At 72.5% G+C, this 24,009-nt stretch carries 28 protein-coding genes; 15 read left to right on the top strand and 13 right to left on the bottom strand.

Annotated features, from left to right (window positions below; genetic code table 11):
- Positions 1-78: 78 nt before the first annotated feature.
- From H5965_RS35845 to H5965_RS35830, 4 genes are all read left to right on the top strand, one after another.
- The gene (locus tag H5965_RS35845) at positions 79-669 is read left to right on the top strand and encodes an RNA polymerase sigma factor (protein ID WP_310975396.1); all 591 of its coding nucleotides are present in this window, start codon (positions 79-81) and stop codon (positions 667-669) included.
- Positions 662-1,543 carry a CU044_5270 family protein gene (locus H5965_RS35840; protein ID WP_310975394.1) on the top strand — a complete coding sequence of 294 codons (882 nt, stop codon included), beginning with the start codon at positions 662-664 and terminating at the stop codon, positions 1,541-1,543. Before H5965_RS35845 ends, H5965_RS35840 begins: the two co-directional genes overlap by 8 nt.
- Before the next feature lie 61 nt (positions 1,544-1,604).
- Positions 1,605-2,240: a TetR/AcrR family transcriptional regulator gene (locus H5965_RS35835; protein ID WP_310975393.1), complete on the top strand. Its 636-nt coding sequence runs from the start codon at positions 1,605-1,607 to the stop codon at positions 2,238-2,240.
- 67 nt (positions 2,241-2,307) lie between these two features.
- Positions 2,308-3,189: a trypsin-like serine protease gene (locus tag H5965_RS35830; protein WP_310975391.1), complete on the top strand. Its 882-nt coding sequence runs from the start codon at positions 2,308-2,310 to the stop codon at positions 3,187-3,189.
- On the opposite strand, the gene H5965_RS35825 is transcribed toward H5965_RS35830, so the two are convergent.
- The gene (locus tag H5965_RS35825) at positions 3,190-3,825 is read right to left on the bottom strand and encodes a TetR/AcrR family transcriptional regulator (RefSeq protein ID WP_310975385.1); all 636 of its coding nucleotides are present in this window, start codon (positions 3,823-3,825) and stop codon (positions 3,190-3,192) included.
- Between the two features lie 96 nt (positions 3,826-3,921).
- Between H5965_RS35825 and H5965_RS35820 the strand changes: the two genes are divergently transcribed.
- Positions 3,922-4,518 (top strand): SRPBCC family protein, encoded by a 597-nt coding sequence (locus tag H5965_RS35820; RefSeq protein ID WP_310975384.1) that lies wholly within the window; start codon positions 3,922-3,924, stop codon positions 4,516-4,518.
- Positions 4,515-4,832 carry a hypothetical protein gene (locus H5965_RS35815; RefSeq protein WP_310975382.1) on the top strand — a complete coding sequence of 106 codons (318 nt, stop codon included), beginning with the start codon at positions 4,515-4,517 and terminating at the stop codon, positions 4,830-4,832. The genes H5965_RS35820 and H5965_RS35815 overlap by 4 nt, the downstream gene beginning before the upstream one ends.
- Here H5965_RS35815 and H5965_RS35810 read toward each other — a convergent pair.
- Positions 4,813-5,565, bottom strand: a complete 753-nt coding sequence (locus H5965_RS35810; protein WP_310975379.1) for a ZIP family zinc transporter — start codon at positions 5,563-5,565, stop codon at positions 4,813-4,815. The two genes, H5965_RS35815 and H5965_RS35810, sit on opposite strands and share 20 nt — an antisense overlap.
- Before the next feature lie 196 nt (positions 5,566-5,761).
- Between H5965_RS35810 and H5965_RS35805 the strand changes: the two genes are divergently transcribed.
- Positions 5,762-6,196 (top strand): hypothetical protein, encoded by a 435-nt coding sequence (locus H5965_RS35805; RefSeq protein ID WP_310975377.1) that lies wholly within the window; start codon positions 5,762-5,764, stop codon positions 6,194-6,196.
- A 31-nt stretch (positions 6,197-6,227) separates the two neighbouring features.
- Here the strand turns inward: H5965_RS35805 and H5965_RS35800 are convergent, their stop codons facing one another.
- Positions 6,228-7,046, bottom strand: coding sequence for an NBR1-Ig-like domain-containing protein (locus H5965_RS35800; protein WP_310975376.1), 819 nt, complete (start codon positions 7,044-7,046; stop codon positions 6,228-6,230).
- A 404-nt stretch (positions 7,047-7,450) separates the two neighbouring features.
- Here H5965_RS35800 and H5965_RS35795 point away from each other — a divergent pair, with 404 nt between their 5' ends.
- Complete coding sequence (locus tag H5965_RS35795) at positions 7,451-7,573, top strand: hypothetical protein (RefSeq protein ID WP_255410490.1); 123 nt, start codon at positions 7,451-7,453, stop codon at positions 7,571-7,573.
- Positions 7,574-7,615: 42 nt separating this feature from the next.
- Here the strand turns inward: H5965_RS35795 and H5965_RS35790 are convergent, their stop codons facing one another.
- Positions 7,616-7,756 carry a hypothetical protein gene (locus H5965_RS35790; protein WP_191306731.1) on the bottom strand — a complete coding sequence of 47 codons (141 nt, stop codon included), beginning with the start codon at positions 7,754-7,756 and terminating at the stop codon, positions 7,616-7,618.
- A gap of 35 nt (positions 7,757-7,791) precedes the next feature.
- The gene (locus H5965_RS35785; protein WP_310975374.1) at positions 7,792-8,634 is read right to left on the bottom strand and encodes a phytanoyl-CoA dioxygenase family protein; all 843 of its coding nucleotides are present in this window, start codon (positions 8,632-8,634) and stop codon (positions 7,792-7,794) included.
- Between the two features lie 82 nt (positions 8,635-8,716).
- On the opposite strand from H5965_RS35785, the gene H5965_RS35780 reads away from it, so the two are divergent.
- The 3 genes from H5965_RS35780 to H5965_RS35770 are packed head-to-tail and all read left to right on the top strand — an operon-like array spanning position 8,717 to position 10,153.
- Positions 8,717-9,739, top strand: coding sequence for a LacI family DNA-binding transcriptional regulator (locus H5965_RS35780; protein WP_310975372.1), 1,023 nt, complete (start codon positions 8,717-8,719; stop codon positions 9,737-9,739).
- 28 nt (positions 9,740-9,767) lie between these two features.
- On the top strand, positions 9,768-10,034 hold the full coding sequence (locus H5965_RS35775; RefSeq protein ID WP_310975370.1) for a hypothetical protein: 267 nt from the start codon (positions 9,768-9,770) through the stop codon (positions 10,032-10,034).
- The gene (locus H5965_RS35770) at positions 10,031-10,153 is read left to right on the top strand and encodes a hypothetical protein (protein WP_310975369.1); all 123 of its coding nucleotides are present in this window, start codon (positions 10,031-10,033) and stop codon (positions 10,151-10,153) included. The genes H5965_RS35775 and H5965_RS35770 overlap by 4 nt, the downstream gene beginning before the upstream one ends.
- Positions 10,154-10,158: 5 nt before the next feature.
- On the opposite strand, the gene H5965_RS35765 is transcribed toward H5965_RS35770, so the two are convergent.
- The 5 genes from H5965_RS35765 to H5965_RS35745 all read right to left on the bottom strand — a co-directional run bounded on the left by H5965_RS35765 (position 10,159) and on the right by H5965_RS35745 (position 14,917).
- Positions 10,159-11,409 carry a GGDEF domain-containing protein gene (locus H5965_RS35765; protein WP_310975368.1) on the bottom strand — a complete coding sequence of 417 codons (1,251 nt, stop codon included), beginning with the start codon at positions 11,407-11,409 and terminating at the stop codon, positions 10,159-10,161.
- Positions 11,410-11,512: 103 nt separating this feature from the next.
- Positions 11,513-12,460, bottom strand: coding sequence for a catechol 2,3-dioxygenase (locus H5965_RS35760; RefSeq protein ID WP_310975366.1), 948 nt, complete (start codon positions 12,458-12,460; stop codon positions 11,513-11,515).
- Between the two features lie 10 nt (positions 12,461-12,470).
- Positions 12,471-13,490: a 4-oxalomesaconate tautomerase gene (locus H5965_RS35755; protein WP_310975364.1), complete on the bottom strand. Its 1,020-nt coding sequence runs from the start codon at positions 13,488-13,490 to the stop codon at positions 12,471-12,473.
- On the bottom strand, positions 13,487-14,191 hold the full coding sequence (locus tag H5965_RS35750) for a 4-carboxy-4-hydroxy-2-oxoadipate aldolase/oxaloacetate decarboxylase (RefSeq protein ID WP_310975362.1): 705 nt from the start codon (positions 14,189-14,191) through the stop codon (positions 13,487-13,489). The genes H5965_RS35755 and H5965_RS35750 overlap by 4 nt, the downstream gene beginning before the upstream one ends.
- Before the next feature lie 51 nt (positions 14,192-14,242).
- A complete protein-coding gene (locus H5965_RS35745; RefSeq protein ID WP_310975360.1) occupies positions 14,243-14,917 on the bottom strand; it encodes a GntR family transcriptional regulator in 675 nt (224 codons plus the stop codon).
- Positions 14,918-14,993: 76 nt separating this feature from the next.
- Here H5965_RS35745 and H5965_RS35740 point away from each other — a divergent pair, with 76 nt between their 5' ends.
- From H5965_RS35740 to H5965_RS35730, 3 genes are all read left to right on the top strand, one after another.
- Positions 14,994-15,764, top strand: coding sequence for a DUF1932 domain-containing protein (locus tag H5965_RS35740; RefSeq protein WP_310975358.1), 771 nt, complete (start codon positions 14,994-14,996; stop codon positions 15,762-15,764).
- A gap of 84 nt (positions 15,765-15,848) precedes the next feature.
- The gene (locus tag H5965_RS35735) at positions 15,849-17,156 is read left to right on the top strand and encodes an MFS transporter (RefSeq protein WP_310975356.1); all 1,308 of its coding nucleotides are present in this window, start codon (positions 15,849-15,851) and stop codon (positions 17,154-17,156) included.
- Positions 17,153-18,232 carry a spore photoproduct lyase family protein gene (locus H5965_RS35730; RefSeq protein ID WP_310975354.1) on the top strand — a complete coding sequence of 360 codons (1,080 nt, stop codon included), beginning with the start codon at positions 17,153-17,155 and terminating at the stop codon, positions 18,230-18,232. The genes H5965_RS35735 and H5965_RS35730 overlap by 4 nt, the downstream gene beginning before the upstream one ends.
- Here the strand turns inward: H5965_RS35730 and H5965_RS35725 are convergent.
- From H5965_RS35725 to H5965_RS35715, 3 genes are read right to left on the bottom strand one after another with little or no spacing between them, the layout of a single operon-like run.
- Positions 18,229-19,578, bottom strand: a complete 1,350-nt coding sequence (locus H5965_RS35725) for an MFS transporter (RefSeq protein ID WP_310975352.1) — start codon at positions 19,576-19,578, stop codon at positions 18,229-18,231. The genes H5965_RS35730 and H5965_RS35725 overlap by 4 nt on opposite strands.
- A gap of 18 nt (positions 19,579-19,596) precedes the next feature.
- Positions 19,597-20,490: an amidohydrolase family protein gene (locus H5965_RS35720; protein WP_310975350.1), complete on the bottom strand. Its 894-nt coding sequence runs from the start codon at positions 20,488-20,490 to the stop codon at positions 19,597-19,599.
- On the bottom strand, positions 20,487-21,512 hold the full coding sequence (locus H5965_RS35715) for an amidohydrolase family protein (protein WP_310975349.1): 1,026 nt from the start codon (positions 21,510-21,512) through the stop codon (positions 20,487-20,489). Before H5965_RS35715 ends, H5965_RS35720 begins: the two co-directional genes overlap by 4 nt.
- Before the next feature lie 172 nt (positions 21,513-21,684).
- Here H5965_RS35715 and H5965_RS35710 point away from each other — a divergent pair, with 172 nt between their 5' ends.
- On the top strand, positions 21,685-23,976 hold the full coding sequence (locus H5965_RS35710) for a LuxR C-terminal-related transcriptional regulator (protein ID WP_310975348.1): 2,292 nt from the start codon (positions 21,685-21,687) through the stop codon (positions 23,974-23,976).
- The last annotated feature ends 33 nt before the right edge of the window (positions 23,977-24,009 follow it).

The following is a 24,009-nucleotide window of genomic DNA, read 5'->3' as shown; positions in this document are numbered from 1 at the left end:
CTTCCCCCGTCGATTTCGGAACCCGCCCCGCGCCGCCTGAGAACAGCCGATGACACTGGCTGGACCGAAAGGCGGGCGATGACCCCGGACGACCCTGATTCCGACGACGACGCGAGCGTGATCGCGCGGTCGCGGCACGAGCCGAGCTTCTTCGCCGTCATCTTCGACCGCCACTCGCGGCACATCCACCGCTACCTGGTGCGGCGCCTCGGGCCGACGACCGCCGACGACGTCCTGGCGGACACGTTCCTGATCGCCTTCGACAAGCGGGCGAAGTTCGACCCGGACCGGCCCGACGCGCGGCCGTGGCTCTACGGCATCGCCACGAACCTCGTCTCGCGGCAGCGGCGGGCGGAAGTGCGCGAGCTGAAGCTCCGGCTGGCCGTCGGCCCGCCCGCCGCCGAAGAAGGGCACGCCGACCGGGTCGCCGACCAGGTCAGCGCCCAGGCCCTCGGCACGCGGCTCGACCGGGCCCTGGCCGCCCTGCGGCCCCGCGAACGGGACGTCCTGCTGCTCGTCGCCGCGGAAGGCCTGGCCTACCAGGAAGTCGCCGAAGCGCTCGGCATTCCCGTCGGCACCGTCAAATCCCGGCTCAACCGGGCTCGCGCCCGCGTCCGCGCCGAGCTCGGCGCCCTCGACCTCGTGAAGGAGACCTCGGGTCATGGATGAACTGGACCTGATCCGCAGCCGCGCGGAAACCGTCGGCTTCGCGCCGGCGGAGCAGCTCACGCCGGCCCGCGAGCGGCTCCTGGAAGCCGCGCGCGGTGAGCGGCGGCACCGGCCGCGCCGCTGGTTCTGGCTCGCCGGCGCCTCGGCCGGCCTGGCCGCGGCGATCACCGCCGTCGTCGCGCTGGCCCCCGCCGACCAGGTCGGGGTCGGGGTCGGGGTCGGCGTCGCGCACGCCGACCCGGTCAAGGTGCTGACCGAGGCGGCGAGCACGGCCTTGAAGGAACCGGGCAAGCCACCGCGCCCCGACCAGTTCCTGTACGTGAAGACGGAACAGCCCGACCACCACATCCGCGAGGTCTGGTTCTCGATCGACGGGACCCGCGACAGCCTGATCGGCAGCATCAAGGAAGGGGGCTGCCGCAACGGCAAGGCGCCGATGTACGGTACGAACGACCCGCGCAAGGAAGGGATGCTCGAGGACTGCACGCCCAAGACGGTCTACCGGACGGACCTGCCGACGACGGCCGACGCGATGCTCGCCTACCTCTACCAGTACGAGGCCGACCGCAAGGGCAACGCCGAATACATCGGCAAGGACGTGTACAACCTCGCCCACGAGCAGGTCCTCCAGCCGGCGTCCTACGCGGCGCTGTTCCAGGCAGCGGCGAAGGTGCCAGGCCTGACCGCCCTGGACCACGTCACCGACGGCGCCGGCCGCCCGGGTGTCGGGATCGCGTTCCCGTTGCCGCCCGGAAGCCCTAAGGCGCAGCCGATCGTGCTGGTCTTCGACGCCGCCACGTACCAGTTCCTGGGCACGACCGACAGCGCGGTGACGGTGAAGACCTACGTCGACGAAGTGGGGCAGCGCCCCTGACGGCTTGCCCCGGTCGATCCGTTACGGCCACGTTCCGTAACGGATCGACTAGGCTTTCCGCATGGCCCAAGCAGATCCGGAAGCCACTCCCAGACCCGGCGGACGGCCCCGCGACACCGCGCTCGACGAGGCGATCATCCTGGCCACGCGCGAACGCCTCGTCCGCGACGGCTACTCCCTCATGACGATCGGCGACATCGCGGCCGACGCGAAAGTCAGCCGCCCGACGCTGTACCGGCGGTGGCGGACCAAGTTCGAGCTCGTCGTCGACGCGCTCGACTACGGTTTCCGCAAGCAGCGCGACTCCTACACCGTCGACCTGACCGCGCTGGAACCGCGGGAAGCGTTCACCGAAGCCGTCCGGCGGCTCGATCCCGCGTACTTCAACCCGGACGCCATGGTCCTCATGGGCAACTTCGCCGGCGAAGCGATCCGCACCCCCGAGCTGCTCGGGATCCTCCGGGAGCACGCTGTCGAACCGCGGGTCACCCTCGTCGAGAACGTGCTTTCCCAGTTGCAGGACAGCGGCGCGGTCCGAAGCGGCATCGACAAGCACACCATCGCGACCCTCTGCTTCGGCAGCTACTTCGCCGCCTTCTACCGGGGCGAGAGCCGGGACGAAATCCCCGAAGCGGTCGTCTCCGTGCTGTGGCCGGCGATCGCGGCGCCGAAACCGGCCCGCCGGCGACGCGGCTGACCGGCGCGGATGCCAGTGCCGTCCGGTTCTCGCAACCATTCCGGGCTCCCACCCGTGCATTAAGAGTGTGAGGACCTCTTCGGATCGACGACGGCAGCTCCGGGCACGAGCGGTGGCGGTCGCGGTGCTGGCGGGCGCCGGCCTCGCGTTCGCCCACGCCGTGACCGGGTTGCCGGTCGCGGGCCCCGTCCTGGCCGCCGCGGCCGGTGGGCACAGCCTGCCCGACACGGCCGCCCCGGCCCCGGCACCGGCACCGGCACCGGTGGCCACGTCCACCCGGCCCGCACCGAACCCGGTCCTGCCGTTCAACGCGAAGCTGACCTCCGACGACATCCCCGTCCCGGGTGGTGGCGTGCGCAGCGGCGCCTGCAGCGGGTCGCTGGTGGCGCCGCAGTGGATCGTCACCGCCGGGCACTGCTTCCACGACCTGAAGGACACCCGGATCGGCGGGCGGCCGCCGTACACGATGAAGGTCACCGTCGGGCGGTTGAAGGACAGCGACCCCGGCGGCTACACGAGCGAGGTCGTCGACGTCCGGCAGTCGCCGGTCAACGACCTCGCGGTGGCCAAGCTCGGCAGCCCGATCGAGGACATCACCCCGGTGCGGCTGGCCACGACCCGGCCGTCGGTCGGGAAGCAGCTCCAGTTCGCCGGCTGGGGTTCGCTCTCGGCGACCGTGCTCGGCCCGTCCGACCACCTCAAGCGCGGCCGCTTCACGGTGTCGGGCATCGGCCAGGCGACCCTGGAGGCCCAGCCGGTCGGCAAGCGCACGGTCGAAAACGGCCCGTGCCCCGAGGACTCGGGCGGCCCGTTCTTCGTCTCCGACGACGACGCCACCGCGACCCTGGTGGCGATCGTCAACACCGGGCCGCCGTGCCCGCAGCCCGGGCCGGAGACGATCGCCCGGGTGGACGTCGTGGCGGACTGGATCCGCGAACAGACCGGGTGATCACGGCCGCTCCAGCGCGGCCAGTTCCTCGGTGATCAGCAGGTCCGGGTCGAATTCCATGCCGGCGAAGTGGCCGGCCAGCTCGAGGGAGAGCACGCCGTGCAGGCGCGTCCAGAAGGACAGCGCGCGGTGCAGGACCGCGGGTGGCGCCGGGTGGTCGCCCGCCCACGCGCGGTGGGTCTCGAGGTGGGTGTCGAAGCGTGTCGGCGGCTCGTCGCCCGCCTCTTCGGCGCAGGCTTCGATCAGCACGGCCATGACCTCGAACGAGATCGCGGTCGTGTCCCCGGGCGCGTGGTAGCCGGGCACGGGCGTGCCGTAGATGAGGAAGTAGCGCTGGGGATCGCTGCGCGCCCATTCGCCGATGGTGGCCGCCAGCCCGGACACGCCCGCCCCGGCGTCGCGGGCCGCGCGAACCGTGTCGGCGAGGCTGCGGTAGGCGTCGCGGATGAGCGCGGTGATCAGCTCGTCACGGCTCGCGAAGTACCGGTACAGCGCCGGGCCGCTCATGCCGACCTGCTTGGCGATCGCGTTGAGCGACAGCGCGGGTACGCCGGCCGCGGCGATCTGCTCCCACGCGTGGCGCTTGATCTCCTCGCGCACCTGGGCTCGATAACGCTCTCGCGGGCTCTCGCTCATCACCGTTAGAGGCTATCACTTTTCCTATTGACACTCACGCAACACCGGTTATAGCTTCTAACCATCACGATAACTACTAACAAACCGGAGGGAATCATGATCCGTTCGGCACTGCTCGCGCTCGCGGTCACCGCGGGACTCACCGGCCCCGCCGCCGTCGCCGAGGCCACCCCGGCTCTGCGCTGCCGGGGCGCCGGCATCGACCCGGCCGCGCAGTTGCACCACCGGACCGAAACGTTCGTCGAGGCGCCGGCCGCCGCGGTCTGGAAGCTGCACACCGACGTGGCGCGCTGGCCCGCGTGGCAATCGGCCGTCACCAGCGCGAAGAAGCTCGACGCCGGTCCGCTGCGGCCGGGTTCGCGGTTCCGCTGGACCACGCCCGCACCGCCGACGCCGACGACCCCGGCGACCACCCTGGTCATCACCTCGACGGTCGGGCAGGTGCAGCCGGGCCGGTGCGTCCGCTGGACCGGGCCGGCGATCGGCGACGGGCTGCGCATCGACCGTGGCGTGCACGTCTGGACGTTCACCCCGGTGCGGGGCGGCGTGCTCGTCCGCACCGAGGAGAGCTGGACGGGCGCGCAGATCGAAGCCGACCCCGCCACCGCCCTCCGCTACCTGGCGCCTGGCCTCGACGCCTGGCTCGCCGACCTCAAGACCACCGCCGAAGCCCACGGAAAGGGAACCCGATGACTGTCGCCGCTCCGCCCCGCACCTCGAAGGCCGTGCTCGTCGCGGCCTGGGCCGTCCCGGTCCTGGTGGCCGGCCAGTTCGCCCTGCTGTCCGGCGTGCCGATCGCCGTCGTGCTGATCGGTTCGCTGCGCCGGCGGGCACACCGCTGGTGGGCCGCCGGGCTCGCCGCGGTCTACGCCACCGCGCTGACGCTGTGGCTGGCCGGGCCGAGCAGCGCGCCGAGCCTGTCGAAGTACCTGAGCCCGGTGGCCACGGCGGTGTTCACCGCAGCCGGTGTCGTGGTCGCGGTCGTCGTCAGCCGGCGTGCTCGATGACGAAGGCGGTCAGGAAGCCGATGGTGGCGAGCAGGCCGGTGTAGAGCTCGGTGCGTTCGAAGGCCTCCGGGATCATCGTGTCGGCGATCATCGCGAGGATCGCCCCCGCGGCCACCGCCGTGATGGCGGCGACCGTCGCCGGGGACGCGGTCCGCAACAGCAGGTTGCCGAGGAGGGCCGCGATCCCGCTGGCGACCGCGATGCCGGCCCAGACGCCGAAGACGTACCGGGCACTGCGGCCGGCGGCCTTCATGCCGGCGGCGCTGGACAGCCCTTCGGGGACGTTCGAGATGAACACGGCGGCCAGCACGGTGATCCCGACACCCCCGCCCCCGAGCAGGGACACGCCGAGCACGACGGATTCGGGAACGCCGTCGAGCAGGGCACCGACGGCGATCGCGGCCCCGCTGCCCGCGGTGTCCTGTTCGGACGGTTGCTGGTCGCCGGACCGCTTGCGGTGCCGGGCACCCCGCCGGGCCAGCAGGACGTTGATCAGGACGTACACCGCGGCGCCGCCGAGGAACCCGCCCGCGGTCGGCCAGAGCCCGCCGGACCGCTGGGCCTCGTCGACGAGGTCGAAGGCCAGCGCGGAGATGAGCACCCCGGCCCCGAAGGCCATGATCCCGGCCACCACCCGCCGCGGAACCCGCACCCACCAGGCCACCGCGGCGCCGAGCACGAGCGCGATCCCGCCGACGAGGCCCCAGCACCCCGCCGCCACCCATTGCGGCACGAAAGCCCCCTTCCGCAGGCTCGGTGATCGTCCGGGAGAGGACTACCCACGAAGCCGCCCGCGAACACGGACGTTGTCCTGATGTGCGCGGACAATGCCTGGACATGGGACTTCTTGTCCCGGTTCCCGGCGCGCTGCGAGTCTCGGCGGCACCGGCGGAGACCGCCGGTCGTCGAGAAAGGAAACGGACATTCCCATGCACACCTCGAGCAGCAAGCCGGCCCGCGGCCGCGTGGCCGCCGTCGTCGGGGCGGCCGCCGCGCTGGCGGCCCTGACGGCCGCGCCGGCCGGAGCCGGCACGCTCAGCACGTCCGCCCTGTGCTCCGGCACGGCCACCGGTGCGGTGGCCAAGTGGGGCCCGGTGTCCAAGCACTGTTCCTACACCAGCCCGGCGAGCGGCTGGCGCGGGAAGCTGCGGGTCGAGTGGAACACGCAGTCGGGCACCAACCAGGCCGCGTGCGTGGAGGCCCGGATGGGCAAGGCGGCCCACCCCGACGCCTGGCAGGGCATCGGCTGCGGGAAGTCGGGGGTCGGGACGGTCAAGTGGCCGGCCAACACCGCGTCGAACCTCGAGGTCCGGGTGAAGGGGATGGGCACGAGCCTCATCGCCAACGTCGACTACTTCATCTGAGGTCTCGTCCGGCTGAGCCCGCCCGCCGGGCTCAGCCGGCTTCGACCTGGAAGTAGATGCCGCTGGACTGCGGCAGGTAGAGCCGCCCGCCGGAGTCGACCATTTTCCAGTACACCTGGCACGGGCCCGGCGTGCCGCGGGCCTGGACCGGCACGCTGACCGTCACTTCCGCGCCGGGCTCGGCGTCGGGCAGCGGCACGCGTGGATCGGTGTGGCAGACGTCCAGGCCGTCGAGCGGGGGCAGGCGCTGCAGGAACCGGCCGTGCCACCCGACCGTGCCGGCGTTGCGCAGCCGCCAGGTCTTGACGAACCGCTCGTTCACCGCGACCCGGCTGCCGTCGGGGTAGGTGACGTCGGCGACCAGGCTGGAGGCGTCGCCTTCGATCGGCAGCGAAGGTTCCCCGCCGCCGTGGGACCGAGGCCAGCTCACGGCGGCCACGACCCCGGCGGCGACCACGGCCACCACCGCGGCGACCAGCAGCCACCCGTGCCGCCCGGGCCGGCTGTCCGGCTCGGTTCCGCCTTGCCTGGCGGCGGTCCACCGGGCCCGCCACTCCCGGCGCGTCGCGTCTTCGTCCCCGCCCAGCACGGTGACGGCCAGGGGCCGCACGAATTCCCAGGTGGTTTCCCAGCTGGGCAGCTGCAGCCCCCGCGCGGCGGCGGCCAGTGCGGATTTGGACGCCACCGCCCCGAATTCGGTGCGCATCCGGTCGTAGGACGGATCGCCCGCGGTCTCCTTGAGCACCAGCAGCGCGTGCGCGAACCCCGCGACCGGCCCGCCGTCCGGATCGGGCCGGTGCGCCCGCCGGCCCGGTTTGCGCACCGGCCCACCCGCCTGGTCGATCGTCATCTGCCGCCTTCCCCCGACGCACCAGACCGCGAAGGTAACGCAGCTCTGGCGCGCTCGCCGCGGCCGGTTCCGAAGATCACCTGGCCGAGGCGGCGGGCGAGGTGTTCGGTTCGGCGGCGAACGAAACCACCTTGTGGGTAACGCCGGACGGCCGCCGCCTTGGGGCCGGGCTTCCGCCAAAGTCGTGTCGGTGTGGGTGCCGGCGCTGCTCGAAGGTCGCGAATGACTCATTCGGGACGTCCGAGGTCCCGAATGAGTCATTCGCGACACCGCAGGGCCGCGCCGCCGATCACCGGCTTCGTCCGGCTCCTCGAGCGCTGACCGCGCTGTGGCGCGGGTCACGGAATGCGTGGCGATCTTCGGCGCTACACCCAGGAGAACCCGTTCGTCCACAAGGGAGGGCCATGTCCGCCACCACCACTCCGGAAGAGTCCGTCGCCGTGCCCGAGCTGGAGGACTTCGACTTCCCGCTCACCGATGGCGCCGCCTGCCGCATCGACGACCCGGACTGCGAAGCCTGCCAGTGAAAACCCGGGCTCCGGCCACGCCGCGTGGCCGGGGCCCGGCAGCTAAACGTGCATGGCCAGCCACAACGCCATCCACGCGAGGCACGCCAGCGCACCGCCGACCCCGAAGGCGAGCAGTACGCGGCGCAGGGCCGCGACGACGCCGGCCCGGCCCGTCATTTCGGTGATTCCCGCTTCAGCCATGGCCTGAAAGTGCCCGCCTCCGGGACCGCCAAACCTCAGGCTCCCATCACGAGACCTTCGATCGTGTGCTTCTGGGTGATCGGCGTCAAGACGTCGACGACCGGGCAGTGCAGGTGTGCGCGCACGGATTCCGGCAGGGACGCCCAGAACTGGCGCGTCACCGCCGTGTCGTGCCGCTCGTCGTTGCCCGCCCCCGGTGCGTCGAGGCCCAGCACCAGGACCGGGCGCGCCTTCGCCGACTGGTTCGCGGTGCCGCGGTGGACCGTCAGGGCCGACCGGATCGAAATGTCGCCCATCCGCGGGAACTTGCGCGCCGCGAGCTCCTGGTAGCGCGGGTACGCCTCCCGCGGCGGGAACATGCCGTGCTCGAACGCGCCGCCGTCGTCCCAGTGCGTGCCGGGCGCGATCTCGAACGGCCCCATGTCCGGCTCGGTGTCCACGGCGGTCACGTTCACCGCCAGCGACGTCAGCCGCCGCTCGCGCGCGGTTTCGGCGGGCATCGGGAAGTCCCGGTGCCACGGCTGGTCGACCGCACCGGCCAGGGGGACGTCGAAGCCGACCTCGACGATCCGGTACTCCGGCCCGAGCACCGCCTCGGCGACGGCGGTGATCCACGGGTGGGTGACGAGGTCGGTGAACCCGCGCAGCTGCTCCGGGTGGATTTCGACGTAGAAGCGGTTGGGGCCGCGGCCGACGGCTCCGTCCGGCCGGGCGCGGGCCTCGGCGAACGCCGTGTCGATGTCCTCGCCGAGCTGCCGCACCCAATCGCGCGGGAACGCCTGGGGCAGCCCGGTGATGCCGTCGGTGTCCAGGCGCTCGGTCAGCGCCGCGAGTTCGGCCATGGGCAGCGGGGCGGGAGCGGTTCGGTGCGCGGTCATCCGGGGCCTCCTTGGCGGCACGACGGCGTGGCAGCTCAGTTTGCAACGTGGCATGCCACGTTGCAAGAGGTACGATGCGCCGGTGAACCCGAAACTGCGTGACGTGGCCGAGCACGCCGGCGTCTCGGTGCGCACGGTGTCCAACGTGGTCAACGGGTTCCGGTACGTCGCCCCGGCGACCCGCGAACGCGTGCAGGCGAGCATCGACGCCCTCGGCTACCGGCCCAACCTGGCCGCCCGCACCCTGCGGCGCGGCCGGACCGGCCTGGTCGCGCTGGTCATCCCGGAGATCGACTCGCCGTACTTCGCCGAGCTCGCCGCGCGGACCGTCCGGATCGCCGGCGCCCGGGGCATGACCGTGCTCATCGACCAGACCGACGGCGACGCCGAGCGCGAGAAGGAACTGCTGCACGGCCGGCGCAGCCAGCTGGTGGACGGCGTCCTGTTCAGCCCGTGGGCGGTGGCGCCCGCCGAGCTGGCCGCGCGCACCGACACCGTGCCACTGGTGCTGCTCGGCGAGCACGATGGCACCGCCGGCGTCGACCACGTCGCCATCGACAACGTCGCCGCCGCGCGCGAGGCCACCGGGCACCTGCTCGGGTCGGGCCGCCGCCGCGTCGCCGCCCTGGGCATCCAGCCGCGCTCGCTGAACGCGACCGCGCGGCAGCGGCTCGCCGGCTACCGGCAGGCGCTGGCCGAGGCGGGGCTGCCGGCCGAGCCGGACCTGGAAGTGCCGGTGCGGCGCCTGCACCGCGCCGACGGCCACCAGGCCATGCTGCGGCTGCTCGACCTGGCCCAGCCGCCCGACGCCGTCTTCTGCTTCACCGACGAACTGGCCTTGGGCGCGCTGCGGGCCGCCGCCGACCGGCGGGTCGCGGTGCCGGAAGCCCTGGCCCTGGTGGGGTTCGACGACATCGAAGACGGCCGCTACAGCGTGCCGGCCCTGACGACCGTGTCGCCGGACAAGGACCGCATCGCCGAACTCGCCCTCGACCGCCTCGCGCGGCAGGCGGCGGCGCCGGAACCGCCGCGGTCGATCGTCGCGCCGCACCACCTGGAAGTGCGCGAGACGAGCCGAGCGTGTGGGGCGGCCGCCGCCGGGTAATCGCGCGGAAACGACCCCGGAGGACGCGATGGCACGGGACATCCACTCGGCGGAAGCGACGTCGAGCCGCGGCAGCGTCCGGATCGACGGCCGCGGCGACCTCGCCTACCCCGTCGGCGAACCCAGCGGCAACGGCACGGCCGACGCGCTGAACCCGGAGCGGCTCTACGCCGCCGCCCTGGCGACCTGTCTGCACCAGGCGCTGACCACCGCGACGACAGCGGCTACGAGCTGCGCGCCGCGGTCGGCATCTACCTGCCCGGCGCGGCGACCGACGACGTCTACGACGCGGTGATCCGCGAGGCGCTCCGGCGGTGCCCGCTGGTCGGCACCGAAGTCCCGGTGACCTTCGACCACGACCGGGGGCTCGCGCTCCAGCACCACCGCGGCCCGGCCGACCCCGGCCAGAACTGACGGCTTCAGCGCCCGGCGACCGCCACCCGGTCCCGGCCGGCCTTCTTGCCCGCGTACAGCGCGTCGTCGGCCGCCCGGATCAGCTCGTCCAGCCCGGCTTCGGGCACCGAGGGCCGCAACGCGGCGCCGATCGTCGCCGACAGGGTCACCGGCTCCCCCGCCGGCGTGGTGATGCGCAGCGCCCGGATCCGGACGCGGATCCGCTCGGCGATCGCCCGGACCTCGGCTTCGTCGACGTCGGGCAGCAGCACGGCGAACTCCTCGCCGCCGTACCGGCCGACCGCGTCCCCGCGCCGGACGGTCCGGGTGAGCACCGTGGCCACCTCGGCGAGGACGTCGTCGCCGACCGGGTGGCCGTGGGTGTCGTTGATGCGCTTGAACCAGTCGAGGTCGATCATCAGCACGCCGATCCGGCCGCGGGTGCGCTCGAGCGCCTGCGCGGCCTGTTCGTGCCAGGCGATCGCGTTGAGCAGCCCGGTGCGCTGGTCGGTGCGGGCGGCCAGCTTCAGCTGGTCGAGCTGGACGCACTGGTGCAGCGCGAACGTCGGGACGATCATCAGCAGCGTGGCGGGCGGCCACCACAGCAGCGCGAGCGCGACGAACACGCCGAGCGCCAGCTGGCCCGCCTCCAGCAGGTTGTCCGAGGCGCTGCCCAGCAGCCGGCGGGGGTGCTCGGCGGGGACCGTCCAGGCGATGACCGTGCCGACGAGCACGGTGTTGACCCCCCACTGCACCGCGGCCGCGGCGACCACGGCGACCAGGTCGGCCCAGCCGGGGCGGGCACCGTCGGCGAGGTGCTGCTGGACGCCGCTCGCGCGCAGCACGGTCGCCGCGGCGGCCGCGGCCAGCGCGAGCGTGGCGGCGGTGAACACGATGCGGTGCGGCGGCCGGACCGCGTCGAACCGGGTGACCAGCACCCAGCGGTGGGCGTAGAGCACCGCCACCAGCCCCAGTTCGAGCACCAGGGGCAGCACGATCACCCCGGCGAAGATCCAGACGCTGCACAGGTCGACGTACGGCGTGCCCGCCCGATCGCGGCGACGGCGCTGGATCAGGTGCGACGCGTGCAGGTGCGGCAGTGCGGCCGCGGCGAGCCAGGCCGCCGCCGTCCAGTCCCCCGGCGCCGGAGGCGTCCGGGCCGCGAGCGCCACCAGGCCGAAGACGGCCAGAACCACACCGAGAACGAGCACGCGCACCCGTGCGGGCAACGCCCACAACGGCCATCCCGACGGTGCCCAGCCGGCATTCTCCCCCATCGCAGCGCCTCCCCTTGCGCCGATGACTCCCCGTTGCCCACGGTAGTCGCGCCGCGGCCGGATGTCAGCCGCCGCCGGGGCGGTCGAGCCCCTCGGGCGGGCGTCAGACCGGCGGGGTGCCGTGCGTGTGGAACGACTCGATCGTCTTCAACCCCCACGCCTGACCCTTGGCCCGCTCCGCCTCGGTCCACGTCACCGGTTCCCAGTCCGGCGCGAAGATCAGCCGTCCGGTGGGGTTGCACAACTCGATCCGGTTGCCGCCCGGCTCGTACACGTACAGGAAGAACGTCTGCTGGATCGCGTGCTTGTGCGGCCCGGTCTCGATGTGGACGCCGTTGTCGAGCGCGATGTCCGCCGCCCGGAGGATGTCCTCGCGCGTGTCCGTCGCGAACGCGATGTGGTGCAGGCGCCCGTGCGAACCCGTCCGGTCGTTCGTGTACACCAGGTCGTACGACTTCTGCGCGAAATGCGTCCACTGCCCGGAAATCACGCCGCTGTCGAGCCGGATCTGCTCCGTGACGCGGCCGCCGAGGACGTCGCAGACGAACCGGCCGTTGGCCTCCGCCTCGCGGGCCAGGTAGTTGACGTGGTCGAGGCGGCGGACACCGGCGCCTCGGCCCGGATACGCCTGGGCCTGGTTCTTCAGCGCCGGCCGCAGGTGGTCCGGCGGGCGGTAGCGCTCGGTTTCCCAGTACAGCTCGAGTTCGTGGCCGTCGGGGTCGCGGAACAGGTACGTCGGGCCGATCCCGGTGTCGCCGTCGACCCAGCCGATGCCGAGCCCGCACGCTTCCAGGGCCGCCACCCGCCGGTCGAGGGCTTCTTCGCTGGACGCGCGCAACGCCGTCCGCCCGACGCCGGACGTCTTCGCCGCGGTGAGCTTCAGGCTGTGGTGCTCGTAGTCGTCCCAGGTGCGCAGGTACACCGAGTCGCCGTCGGTGCCGTTCTCGGTCAGGCCGAGGACGCGGACGAAGAAGTCCAGGCTCCGCTCCGGCTCGGGGGTGAACAGCTCGACGTGGCCGAGGTGCGCGACCTCGTGACGTGGCGAAGACAAGGCCGGCTCCTCAGGAACGGGGGAAAACGGTGCCGTCGAACAACTTCCGCGCGGTGCGAAGCACCGTCGACCGGCGGACGCGGGATCCTTCGAACTCGACCGCGACCGCGAGCTTCCCGCTCGGGTGCTCGATCTCGATCGGCTTACCCGCCGGCGGCTTGCGGAGGAGCTCGGCCCCGACGGCGCCGTCGAGCAGCAACGCCGTCACGACGCTGACGCCGCCGAGCACCCCGATCGACGGGTGCGGTTTGACCGGGATGAAGGTGCGGGTGGCGATGGCGCCGCCGTCGCGCGGCGCGGCGACCAGCGTGGTCTTCGGGACCGACGAGCCGCGGACGTCGCCGAGACCCATCAGCTTCCCGGCCTCGATGCGCAGCGCGTCGATCCGCTCGGGCAGGCCCGGCCCGTCGCCGAGGTCTTCGGCCCGCGCGACGACCACCGGCATCCCGTTGTCCACGCAGGTGACGGCGATGCCGCCGATGTCGTCGCGGACGTTCCCGGTCGGCAGGAGGCTGCCGCACACGGACCCCTCCGTGTCGGTGAAGTCGAGTTCGACCGGGGCGGCGGTGCCGGGCACGCCGGAGATGGCCGTGTCGCCGCGGTAGTCGACTTCGCCGCCGGGGGTGGCGAAGGTCGCGACGGCGATCGAGCCGGTGTTGACCATCCGGATCCGGACGGTGGTGCGCTCCGGCCCGGCGGGCACGAGCCCCCGTTCGACGGCGAACTGGCCCACACCGGCGAGCAGGTTGCCGCAGGTCTGGCGGTCGGAGACGGTGGGCTCCTCCACACCGAGCTGCAGGAACAGGTAGTCGACGTCGTGGCCGGCGTCGGTCGCCTGCGAGACGATGGCGACCTTGCTGGTGACCGGCTGCGCGCCGCCGAGGCCGTCGATCTGGCGCGGGTCGGGGGTGCCCATGATCCGCAGCAGCAGGTCGTCGCGGGCGGCGGGGTCGGCCGGGAGGTCTCCGGCGAGGAAGTAGGCACCCTTCGACGTGCCCCCGCGCATGAGCATGCAGCGCACGCCGGTCATGCCTGCTCCTTCTCGTACTCCTCGGCGGTCAGGTACCGGACGCCCAGGGCTTCGAGCTTTTCGCGCAGGCCGTAGCGGTCCAGGCCGAGCTGGCCGGTGGCGAAGGCCTCCCGGGCGGCGGCTTCCTTCTCCAGCCGGGCCTTCGCCTTTTCGAGTCCGCTATGGACATCCTCGCGGCGGACGCACAGGACGCCGTCGTCGTCGGCCACGATGCCGTCGCCCGGGCGGACGAGCTGCCCGCCGACGACGACCGGGACGTTGACCGCCCCCGCGGTCGCCTTGACCGTGCCCTGCGCGCTGATCGCCGCCGACCAGACGGGGAAGCCGAGGGCGCGCAGATCGGCGACGTCGCGGACACCGGTGGTGGTGACCAGCCCGCGCACCCCGCGGCGGCGCAGCGCGGTGGCGAAGAGCTCGCCGAAAAGGCCGTCCTGACAGGGCGAAGTGGTGGTGACGACGAGGAGATCGCCTTCGCGGCACTGCTCGACGGCGGCGTGGATCATCAGGTTGTCCCCGGGCCAGCACAGCGCCGTGACCGCGGTGCCGCCGACGCGGACGCCGTCCTGGATCGGCCGGAGGCCGGCCGCGAGGAGACCGGAGCGGCCGAGAGCCTCGTGCACGGTGGCGACGCCGTAGTCCGCCAGCCGCGAGACCCGGTCGAGGTCGGCGCGGGGCGGATCGGTGACGATGACGGGCTTCATACCGCCACCGTAGAGTCTGGTCGACGAAATTGTCAACAATCTTGGCGGGAATCAGGGGTGCAGCGGGGACACCTCGGCGTCGGCGGCCTTCAGGGCCTCGATCACGCTGCCCAGGTGCACCCGAGCGGCGTCGGCCGCCTTCTCGGGCTGGTGCGCGCAGATGGCGTCGATGATGGCCAGGTGCTCCGGGAGCGACACCTGCGGCCGGCCCGGGCGCATCGCCAGCCGGAACTGGTGCCGGACGCTCTGCCCGCGCAGCCGTTCCAGCACCTGCGCCGCCGTCCGCTGCCCGCTGATCTCGCGGATGCGCCGGTGCAGCCGCTGGTTGAGGCCCGAGTACCCGACGACGTCCCCGCCCGCCACGGCCGCCTGCATCCGCTCGCCGAGTTCGCGCAGCTCGCCCACCTCGGCGTCGGAAATCCGCTCCGCCGCCTTCGCCGCGCACAGCGACTCCAGCATCATGCGCACCTCGGAGATCTCGACGGCCTCCTCCAGCGACACCGCCCGCACCCGGGCACCGCGGTTCTGCACGCGCTCGACGAGCCCCTCGTTGGTCAGCTCGATCAGCGCCGCCCGCACCGTCGCCCGGCTCGCCCCGAACTGTGCCGACAAATCGGCTTCCACCAGCCGCTGGTTGGGCACGAACTCGCCGCGGACGATGGCGTCGCGGATGGCCGCCACCGCGGACCGCTCCCCCGGCTGCCGGTCCGGCGCACTCTCCGTCATAGCCTCGGCTCCGTTTGTTGACAATTTTGTCGAGCACATCGTGTACTCGATCGTAGCTGGCGAGGAGGATTCTGCTATGACCGGAACCATCGCGGTACTCGGCCTGGGCGAAGCGGGCGGCGCTCTGGCCCGTGATCTGGTGGCCGCCGGGGTCACCGTGCGGGGCTACGACCCGGCGGTCCCGGCCGCCGACGGGGTCGTCGGCACGCGCTCGGAAGCCGACGCGGCCCGGGGCGCCGACCTCGTCCTGAGCGTCAACAGTGCGTCGGCCGCACTCCGGGCCTTCGAGGCCGGGCTCGCCGGGCTGCCGGGCGTCTGGGCCGACCTGAACACCGCTTCCCCCGGCACCAAACGCGGCCTCGCCGCCCTCGCCGCCGAGCACCGGATCCCGTTCGCCGACGTGGCGATCATGGCGCCCGTCCCCGGCCGGGGCCTGCGGGTGCCGATGCTGGCCACCGGGCCCGCGGCCGGCACCGTCGCCGCGACGCTCAACCCGCTCGGCGCGGCGGTGGAGACCATGCCCGGCGAGGCCGGGCTCGCCGCCGAGCGCAAGCTGCTGCGGAGCGTCTTCTTCAAGGGGATGTCCGCCGCGGTGGTCGAAGCACTGCAGGCCGCCCGCGCCGCCGGCTGCGAAGACTGGCTACGGAAGATCATCGTCGGCGAGCTGACCGCCGCGGACGCGTCCACTGTGGACCGGCTGGTCGACGGCTCGTACCGGCACGCCGTCCGCCGCACCGGTGAGATGGCGGCCGCGGCCGAGATGCTCGGCGAGCTCGGCGTGCGGGCCGACGTCGCCGCCGCGGCCCACGCCCAGCTGGCGCACATAGCTGATTCACAGAATTGTTGACAATTTTGAGTTGAGTCTTGTGCTCAATATCTCACACGATGTAACTTCGGCTTTCGTCGCTGACCCGGGACGAAAGGGACGAAGATGTCCGCACCGGAGAACCGCCTCGCCGTCCGTGTCACCGCGTTGTGCTGGGTCCTCGTCCTGCTCGACGGCCTCGACCTGTTCGTCTACGGCGCGACCCTGCCGGGCGTGCTGGCCGACCGGGAATTCGGCCTGACCGCCGTCACCGGCGGCGAGATCGGCAGCCTGACGACGTTCGGCATGCTGCTCGGCGCCCTCGCGTCCGGCATGCTCACCGACCACATCGGCCGCCGGAAGATCATCCTCACCGGCGTCGTCCTCTTCTCGCTGGCGGCCGGTGCGTGCGCCGCCGCCCCGGCGCCGGGGTGGTTCGGCGCGGCCCGGTTCGCCGCCGGCCTCGGCCTCGGCGGGCTGCTGCCCTCGGCCATCGCCATGGTCATGGAGTACGCGCCCGCGTGGCGCCGGAACCTCGCGGTCACCACCGTGATGACGGCCCACCAGGCCGGCGGCGCGCTGGCCGGCGCCCTCGGGATGACGCTCGTGCAGTCACTGGGCTGGCGGTCGGTGTACTGGCTCGGGGCGCTGCTGCTCGTGCCGGTCCTCCCGGCCGTCGTCTTCCTGCTGCCGGAATCGCTCACCTTCCTGCTGGCCAAGGGCCGGACCGAGCGCGCCACAGCGGTCGCACGTAAGTTCGCGGTCCCGCTCGAGCCCTTCAACCCGGAACCCGCGCGCGGCCGCGGTGGTCTGCGCGGCCTGTTCACCCCGGCGGTCCGGCTGACCACCCTGCTGTTCTGGATCGCCTCCTTCGCCGGGCTCCTGCTGGTCTACGGCGTCAACACCTGGCTGCCGACGATGATGCGCGGCAGCGGCTACCAGCTCGGTTCGGCGATCAGCTTCCTGCTCGTCATCAACCTGGGCGGGATCGCGGGCATGCTCGTCGCGGGCCGGCTGGCCGACCGCTTCGGTGCCCGCCCGGTCGCCGTCATCTGGTTCACGCTCACCGCGGCCGGTGTCGGGCTGCTGGCCGTCCGGATGCCGCTGCCCCTGACGTACGTGGTCGTCTTCCTCACCGGCGCGTGGCTGTTCAGCGCCCAGACGCTGATCTACGCCGCCGTCGGGGCCCACTACCCCGCGGACAGCCGCGCGACGGCGCTGGGCTGGGTCGCCGGCGTCGGCCGCTTCGGCGCGGTGTTCGGCCCCTGGCTGGGCGGTGTCCTGGTCGCGAGTGGACTGTCCACACTGGGCTTCGGCGTGTTCGCGATCGCCGGCCTGCTCGGCGCGGCAATGGTCGCCCTGGTGCGCCGCCCGGCGCCGGTTAGCGCGGGTAGAGTGGGCAGCCCCGAGACTGCGCAGGTGAACCTCCCTTGACAGACGCGGACCTCGAGCGGGAGAAGCTCCTCGCGCCGTCGCGCATCTACGTCGAACCCGCGGCGGCCGAGCTCCCCCGCGGGCGCCAGGTGCTCGACCGCTTCCCCGACGCGACCGTCGTCGAGGTCGCCAGCCACTGGCGCATCCCCGAACTCCACGGCGACGAGACCAACGTCCGCCGCTGGGTGCGCATCAAGCGCGAGGCGCTCGTCTTGGGGATCAAGAAGTCGCTGACGGCCCGGCCCAACGGGCGCTCCGCCGACTTCATCGCACCCTCGACCTCCAACGGCTGCGCGATGGCGTGCGCCTACTGCTACGTCCCCCGCCGCAAGGGCTACTCCAACCCGATCACCGTCTTCGCCAACATCCAGCAGATCACCGGGTATCTGACCCGCCACATCGCCCGGCAGGGCCCCAAGCCGGAGCCGAACCAGTGCGACGCGGACGCGTGGGTCTACGACATCGGCGAGAACTCCGACTGCTCGGTCGACGCCCTGGTCAGCGACAATGTCGCGGACCTGATCGGCCTGTTCGCCGGGCAGCCGACCGCGAAGGCGTCGTTCGCCACGAAGTACGTCCACCGCGGGCTGCTGGACCTGCACCCGCGCGGCCGCACCCGGGTGCGGTTCTCGTTGATGCCCGAGCGGCCGGCCAAGCTGCTGGACCTGCGGACCAGCCCGATCGCCGACCGGCTGCGCGCGCTGGACGACTTCGTCGCCGCCGGGTACGAGGTGCACGTCAACCTCAGCCCGGTCGTCGTCTACGACGGCTGGCTGGCCGACTGGACCCGCCTGCTGCAGGACCTCGGCGACGCGACGAACGACGGCACCAAGGCCCAGCTAGCCGCCGAGGTGATCATGCTGACCCACAACCGCGCCCTGCACGAGGTCAACCTCGGCTGGCACCCCAAGGCCGAGCAGGTCCTCTGGCGGCCCGACCTGCAGGAGACCAAGCGCAGCGAGGGCGGCGGCGTGAACGTCCGCTACCGCGCCGGCCACAAGCGAGCCCTGCTGGACGAATTGCTCGACCTCATCGCCGTCCACGCGCCCTACCTGCGCGTCCGCTACGCGTTCTAGACGCCGGCCGGCTCGGTGACGCGCGCGAGCCGCGCCTGGCGGGTCCGTGGGCCGAACACCGCGAGCACGACCGCGCCGACCAGCCACGTTCCCGCGATGAAGAAGAAGACGCTCCGGTAGCCGCTGCCGTTGTACAGCCCGGCCACGATCAGCGGGCCCGCCGCGTTCGACAGCCGCCCCAGGCCGTACGACACGCCGGTGCCCAGCGACCGGCCGCGCGTGTCGAACAGCTCCGGCGAGTACGCGTAGCCCAGTGCCGTGTAGCCGCGCTCGAACATGTTGACCAGGAAGCCGAACACCACGATCAGGACCGGGTTGAACGTCAGCCCGTACAACAGCCCGCAGAGCGCGATCACCGTGCCGAAGGCGACCAGGCACCACTTTCGCTCGAAGCGGTCGGTGACCAGGGCGGCCAGGTACGAGCCCAGCGGCGCGCCGACCGTCGTGAGGGCCACGTAGAACACCGACTTCTCGACGCTGAAGCCCTCCTTGGCCAGCAGCGTCGGCGCCCAGCTCGAATAGCCGAAGAACCCGATCGTCTGCGTCACCCACAGCACCGTGAGCAGCAGCGTCGGCAGCAGGTACTTCTTGCGCAGGAGCAGCCGCAGCGGGGCCTTGGCCACCGGCGCCTCCCCGGCCGGCGGCGCGGGCTCCGGCAGCGGTCCCTTCTCCGCCGCGACCTGGGCTTCGATCTCGCGCAGGACCGCGTCCGCCTTGACGTGTTCGCCGCGGCTCTCGTACCACCGGGGCGACTCCTTCAGACGCCGGGTGAACAGCACGAGCAGGACGCCGAGCGCGCCCCAGAGGTAGACCAGCCGCCACGCCCAGTCGCCGAGCGGGACGACCACGCTGGCGATCAGGTTCGTCACCGGCGTGCCGCAGATGCCGATCACGATCGCGTACGCCTGGTACTTGCCCCGGTTCGCCGCCGGGTAGAGCTCGTTGACGTAGATCACCGCGACGACGGTCATCGCCGACAGGCCCGCCGAGGTCAGCACGCGAAACACGCCGAGGGACACGATGTCCCAGGAGAACACCGCCGCGAACGAGAAGACGCCGAACCACACGGTCGTCAGCACGAGCGCGTTCTTCCGGCCCCAGCGGTCGGCGATCGTGCTCGCGATGACCGAGCCGAAGAACATGCCGACGAACGACAGCGACGTCACGTACGCGACCTGGTCGACCGTCACGCCCCAGAGCTTGATCAGCTTGGGCGCGGTGGTGGCGAAGCTGTTGATGTCGGCGAACTCGAAGAAGTAGGCGAACGAGACGGCGAACAGGGTGAACTTGTGGAACCGGGAGATCGGCAGGCGGTTCAGCCGGTTGAGCGCGTTGGCGTGCTGCATTGCATGCCCTTCGGGGTTTCAGGCGGTTTCGCCGGGCCAGTAGAGGCGCATCGGGTTGTCGACGAGCAGCTTGTGCTGCGCTTCGGGGGTGTCCGCGAGGTGGCGGACGTGGTCGACGAGCAGGCCGTCGTCGGGCATGTGGTTCGTGAGGTTCGGGTGCGGCCAGTCGGTGCCCCACAGCACCCGGTCCGGGAACTCCGCGACGGCGCGGCGGGCGAACGGCACGACGTCGGTGTAGGCCGGGGGTCCGGTGACGGTGAGCCGCTCGGGGCAGCTCACCTTCACCCAGACGTCGTTGCGGGCGGCGAACTCCAGGAACCGGGCGAATTCGGTGCCATCGGCGGGTTTCGTGACGTCCGGCCGTCCCATGTGGTCGATCACCAGTGGCACCGGCAGCGTGCCGAAAAAGCCTTCCAGTTCGGGCAGGTCGGGGGCCTCGAAGTACAGCACGACGTGCCAGCCGAGCGGCGCGACCTTCTTCGCGATCGCGCTGAGGTCTTCCCGCGGTGCGGCGTCGACCAAGCGCTTGACGAAGTTGAACCGCACGCCGCGGACACCCGCCTCGTGCAGCTCCCGCAGCTCGGCGTCACCGATGTCGGGCCGGACCGTGGCGACCCCGCGCGCCCGGCCGCCGGACGCGCGGACGGCGTCGACCATCGCGGAGTTGTCCGCGCCGTGGCAGGTGGCCTGCACGATGACATTCCGGGAGACGCCGAGGTGGTCGCGCAGCGCGAACAGCTGATCCTTGCTCGCGTCGCAGGGCGTGTACTTGCGTTCGGGCGCGAAGGGGAACTGCGCCTGCGGGCCGAAGACGTGGCAGTGGGCGTCGACCGTGCCGGGCGGCAGCCGGAAGTCCGGTGTGGACGGTGCGGGGCACCAGTCCAGCCAGCCCGGTGTCTTGGGTGCGGTCACCGGCCCTGTCCCTTCAGGAGCGCGTCCAGGCGGGGGTAGACGGCCCGGGCGTTGTGCTCCCGGATGGCCGCCCAGTCCTCTTCGGAAAGGTTCGCGGCCTCGGCGTACCGGCGGGTGTCGTCGAAGTGGTGCCCGGTCCGCGGGTCGACGCTGCGGACGGCCCCGATCATCTCCGACGCGAAGAGGATGTTGCGCGCCGGGACGACGTCGAAGAGCAGGTCCGAACCCGGCTGGTGGTAGACGCAGGTGTCGAAGAAAACGTTGTTCAGCACGTGCTCCTCCAGCTCGGGCTTGCCCAGCGCCATCGCCAGGCCGCGGAACCGGCCCCAGTGGTAGGGCACCGCGCCGCCGCCGTGCGGGATGATCAGCCGCAGGGTCGGGAAGTCGGTGAACAGGTCGCCCTGCACGAGCTGCATGAACGCGGTCGTGTCGGCGTTCAGGTAGTGCGCGCCGGTGGTGTGGAACGCCGGGTTGACGCTGGTGCTGACGTGCACCATCGCCGGGATGTCGTACTCGGCCATCTTCTCGTAGATCGGGTACCACGACCGGTCGGTGAGCGGCGGGGCCGTCCAGTGGCCGCCGCTCGGGTCGGGGTTGAGGTTGAGCGCGACGGCGCCGTACTCCTCGACGCAGCGGGTCAGCTCGGGGAGGCAGGTGGCGGGGTCGGCGCCCGGGGACTGCGGGAGCATCGCGGCCGGGGCGAACCGCTCCGGGTAGAGCGCGCTGACGCGGTGGCAGAGCTCGTTGCAGATCGCCGCCCACGCCGCCGACGTCTCGAAGCCGCCGACGTGGTGGGCCATGAAGGACGCGCGGGGCGAGAAGATCGTCAGGTCGATGCCGCGGTCGTCCATCAGCCGGAGCTGGTTGCCCTCGATGCTCTCGCGGATTTCGTCGTCGCTGATCCGCAGGTCGGCCGCGGTGGGGGCGGCACCGCCGCCGTCCAGGGCGGCGACCTGGCGGTCCCGCCACGCGGCGAGGGCGGGCGGGGCGGTGGTGTAGTGGCCGTGGCAGTCGATGATCAAGGTGGGTCCTCGTCGCTTCGGGTCTCGATACCCGCACCCTAATCGTCGATGAGATTGTTAACAATATCTACGACGAAGTTAGTCGATTGGGGTCATCACCCGTGATCAGAGAGGCATCATGCGTGATTGAAGGGACGACACGGTGATGCGGGGCCCGTCCTAGACTCTGCGCATGGGTGCGCGTTCCCGCCGGAGTGCCGGAAACCTCCCGGCCGAGCTGACCAGCTTCGTCGGGCGGCGCCACGAGCTCGGGGACGCGAAACGCCTGCTGGCCGCGGCCCGGCTCGTCACGCTGACCGGCGCCGGCGGGGTCGGCAAGACGCGGCTGGCCCTGCGGGTCGCCGCCGACGTGCGGCGGGCGTTCCCCGACGGCGTGTGGCTGGCCGAGCTGGCCGACGTCGGCGATCCGCACCTGGTGCCGAACACCGTGGCGACGGCGTTCGGCCTGCGCGGCACCAGCGACCAGGCCGCCGGGCTCGCCGAGTACCTCGAGGACAAGCAGCTCCTGCTGGTGCTGGACAACTGCGAGCACGTCGCCGAGGAGTGCGCGACGCTGGTCGCGAAACTGCTCGCCGGCTCCGGCGGCCTGCGCGTCCTCGCCACCAGCCGGCACACCCTGCACGTCGAGGGCGAGCACCTCCTGCACGTCGAGCCGCTGCCGGTCGCCGACGACACCGGCGGCGGCCCGGTCGAAGCGGTGACGCTGTTCGCCGACCGCGCGGCGGCCGTCTCCCCCGGCTTCGAGCTCACCCCGGACACCCGCGCGACGGTGAGCCGGATCTGCCGCCGGCTCGAGGGCATCCCGCTGGCCATCGAGCTGGCCGCCGTCCGCGTGCGCGTGCTGTCGGTCGACCAGGTCCTCGAGCGGCTCGACGACCGGCTCGGCCTGCTCACTTCGCGGCCGGCCGCCGTGCAGCCCCGCCGCCGGACCCTGGAAGCGGCGATCGACTGGAGCTTCGAGCTGTGCACACCCGCGGAACAGCGGCTGTGGACGCAGGCGTCGGTGTTCCCCGGCGGGTTCGACCTCGACGCCGCCGAGCAGGTCGGCGCGCCCGCGGCGGCCGACGGCGGCAGCGCGCTGGACGTCGTGACCGGCCTGGTGGACAAATCGGTCGTCAGCCGCCAGAACGGCACCTTCGGGCGGCACGCCTGGTACCGGATGCTGGAGACCGTCCGCGAATACGGCGGCGGCCGGCTGGCCGCGGAAGGCGACGAGGCCGGCGTCCGGGCCCGGCAGGCCGAGTACTACGCGGACCTCGCGCGGCGCTACCGGACCGAGGGGTTCGGCCCGCGGCAGTCGGAGTGGCTCGGCCGGCTCCGCCGCGAGCACGCCAACCTCCGGGCCGTGCTCGAACACTGCCTGTCCGGCCCCGGCGAGCCGGGCCGGGCGCTGGACATCGCGGCTTCGCTGTGGAACTTCTGGTACGGCGGCGGGCTCGTCCCGGAAGGCTGCGGGTACCTGCGGCGCGGCCTCGAACTGTGCGGCGAGCGCAGCCTGGTCCGGGCCCGGGGGCTGTACGCGATGGCGTTCCTGGCGATCCAGACCGGCGCGCCGCACGCGGAACTGCTGGCGGAACTGGCCGGACTCGCCGAGGAACTCGACGACGACCGGCTCCGCGCCGGCCACGCGGAATGTGCCGGCATGGCCACGTTCTTCACCGGCGACCTGACCGGCGGGGCCGAACTGCTGGAGCGGGCGCTGGCCGGGTACCGCACCGCCGGGGACGCGCTGCTGGTGTTCGACACGCTGATCCTGCTTTCCGCCGCGCGCTTCTTCCTCGGCGATCCGCGGGGCGCGGCCGCCGCGGAGGAAGCGCTCACCCTCACCGACCGGCACGAGGCGCGCTGGTCCCGGGGGTACGCGCTGTGGGCCGTCGCGATCCATCGCTGGCGCGCGCAGGAACCTCGGAAGGCCGCGGAACTGCTGCACGAGGCCGTCGCCCTGCGGCTGCCCGACCGGACGCTGCTCGCCTTCCTCGTCGAAGCGCTTGCGTGGTGTCACTCCGCCGAAGGCGAGCACGAGCGGGTGGCCCGGCTGCTCGGCGGCGCCGGCGCGGTGTGGCGGCTCAGCGGCGCCCGCGTCGGCGAGATGAGTCCCTACCAGGGTGTCGACGAGCAGTGCGCCGCGCTGGCCCGCAAGGCGCTCGGGGACGACGTCTTCGACGCGGCGTTCGCCGAAGCCGCCGGTTCCGGTCTCGACGAGGTCGTCCGGTACGCGCTGCGGGAGCGGCCGGCCACGCGCGTGACGGGCAAGACGGCCGAGCCCGGTGGGCTGACCCGGCGGCAGCGGGAGATCGCCGAGCTGGTGGCGCGCGGGATGAGCAACAAGGAGATCGCGGCCGCGCTGGTCCTCAGCGGACGGACCGTCGAGGGGCACGTCGAAAACATCCTGGTGAAGCTCGGCCTCACCTCGCGCACCCAGGTCGCCTCGTGGCTGGCGGGCCAGCCCGGGCAACCCGCGTAGCCATCCGGGTAATTTCCCCGGTCCGCTCGAGTC

The sequence above is a fragment of the Amycolatopsis sp. 505 genome (assembly GCF_031625235.1).
Classification (GTDB): domain Bacteria; phylum Actinomycetota; class Actinomycetes; order Mycobacteriales; family Pseudonocardiaceae; genus Amycolatopsis.
The sequence above is the reverse complement of the archived record's forward strand: the minus strand, read 5'-3'. Positions and strand labels throughout refer to the sequence as shown.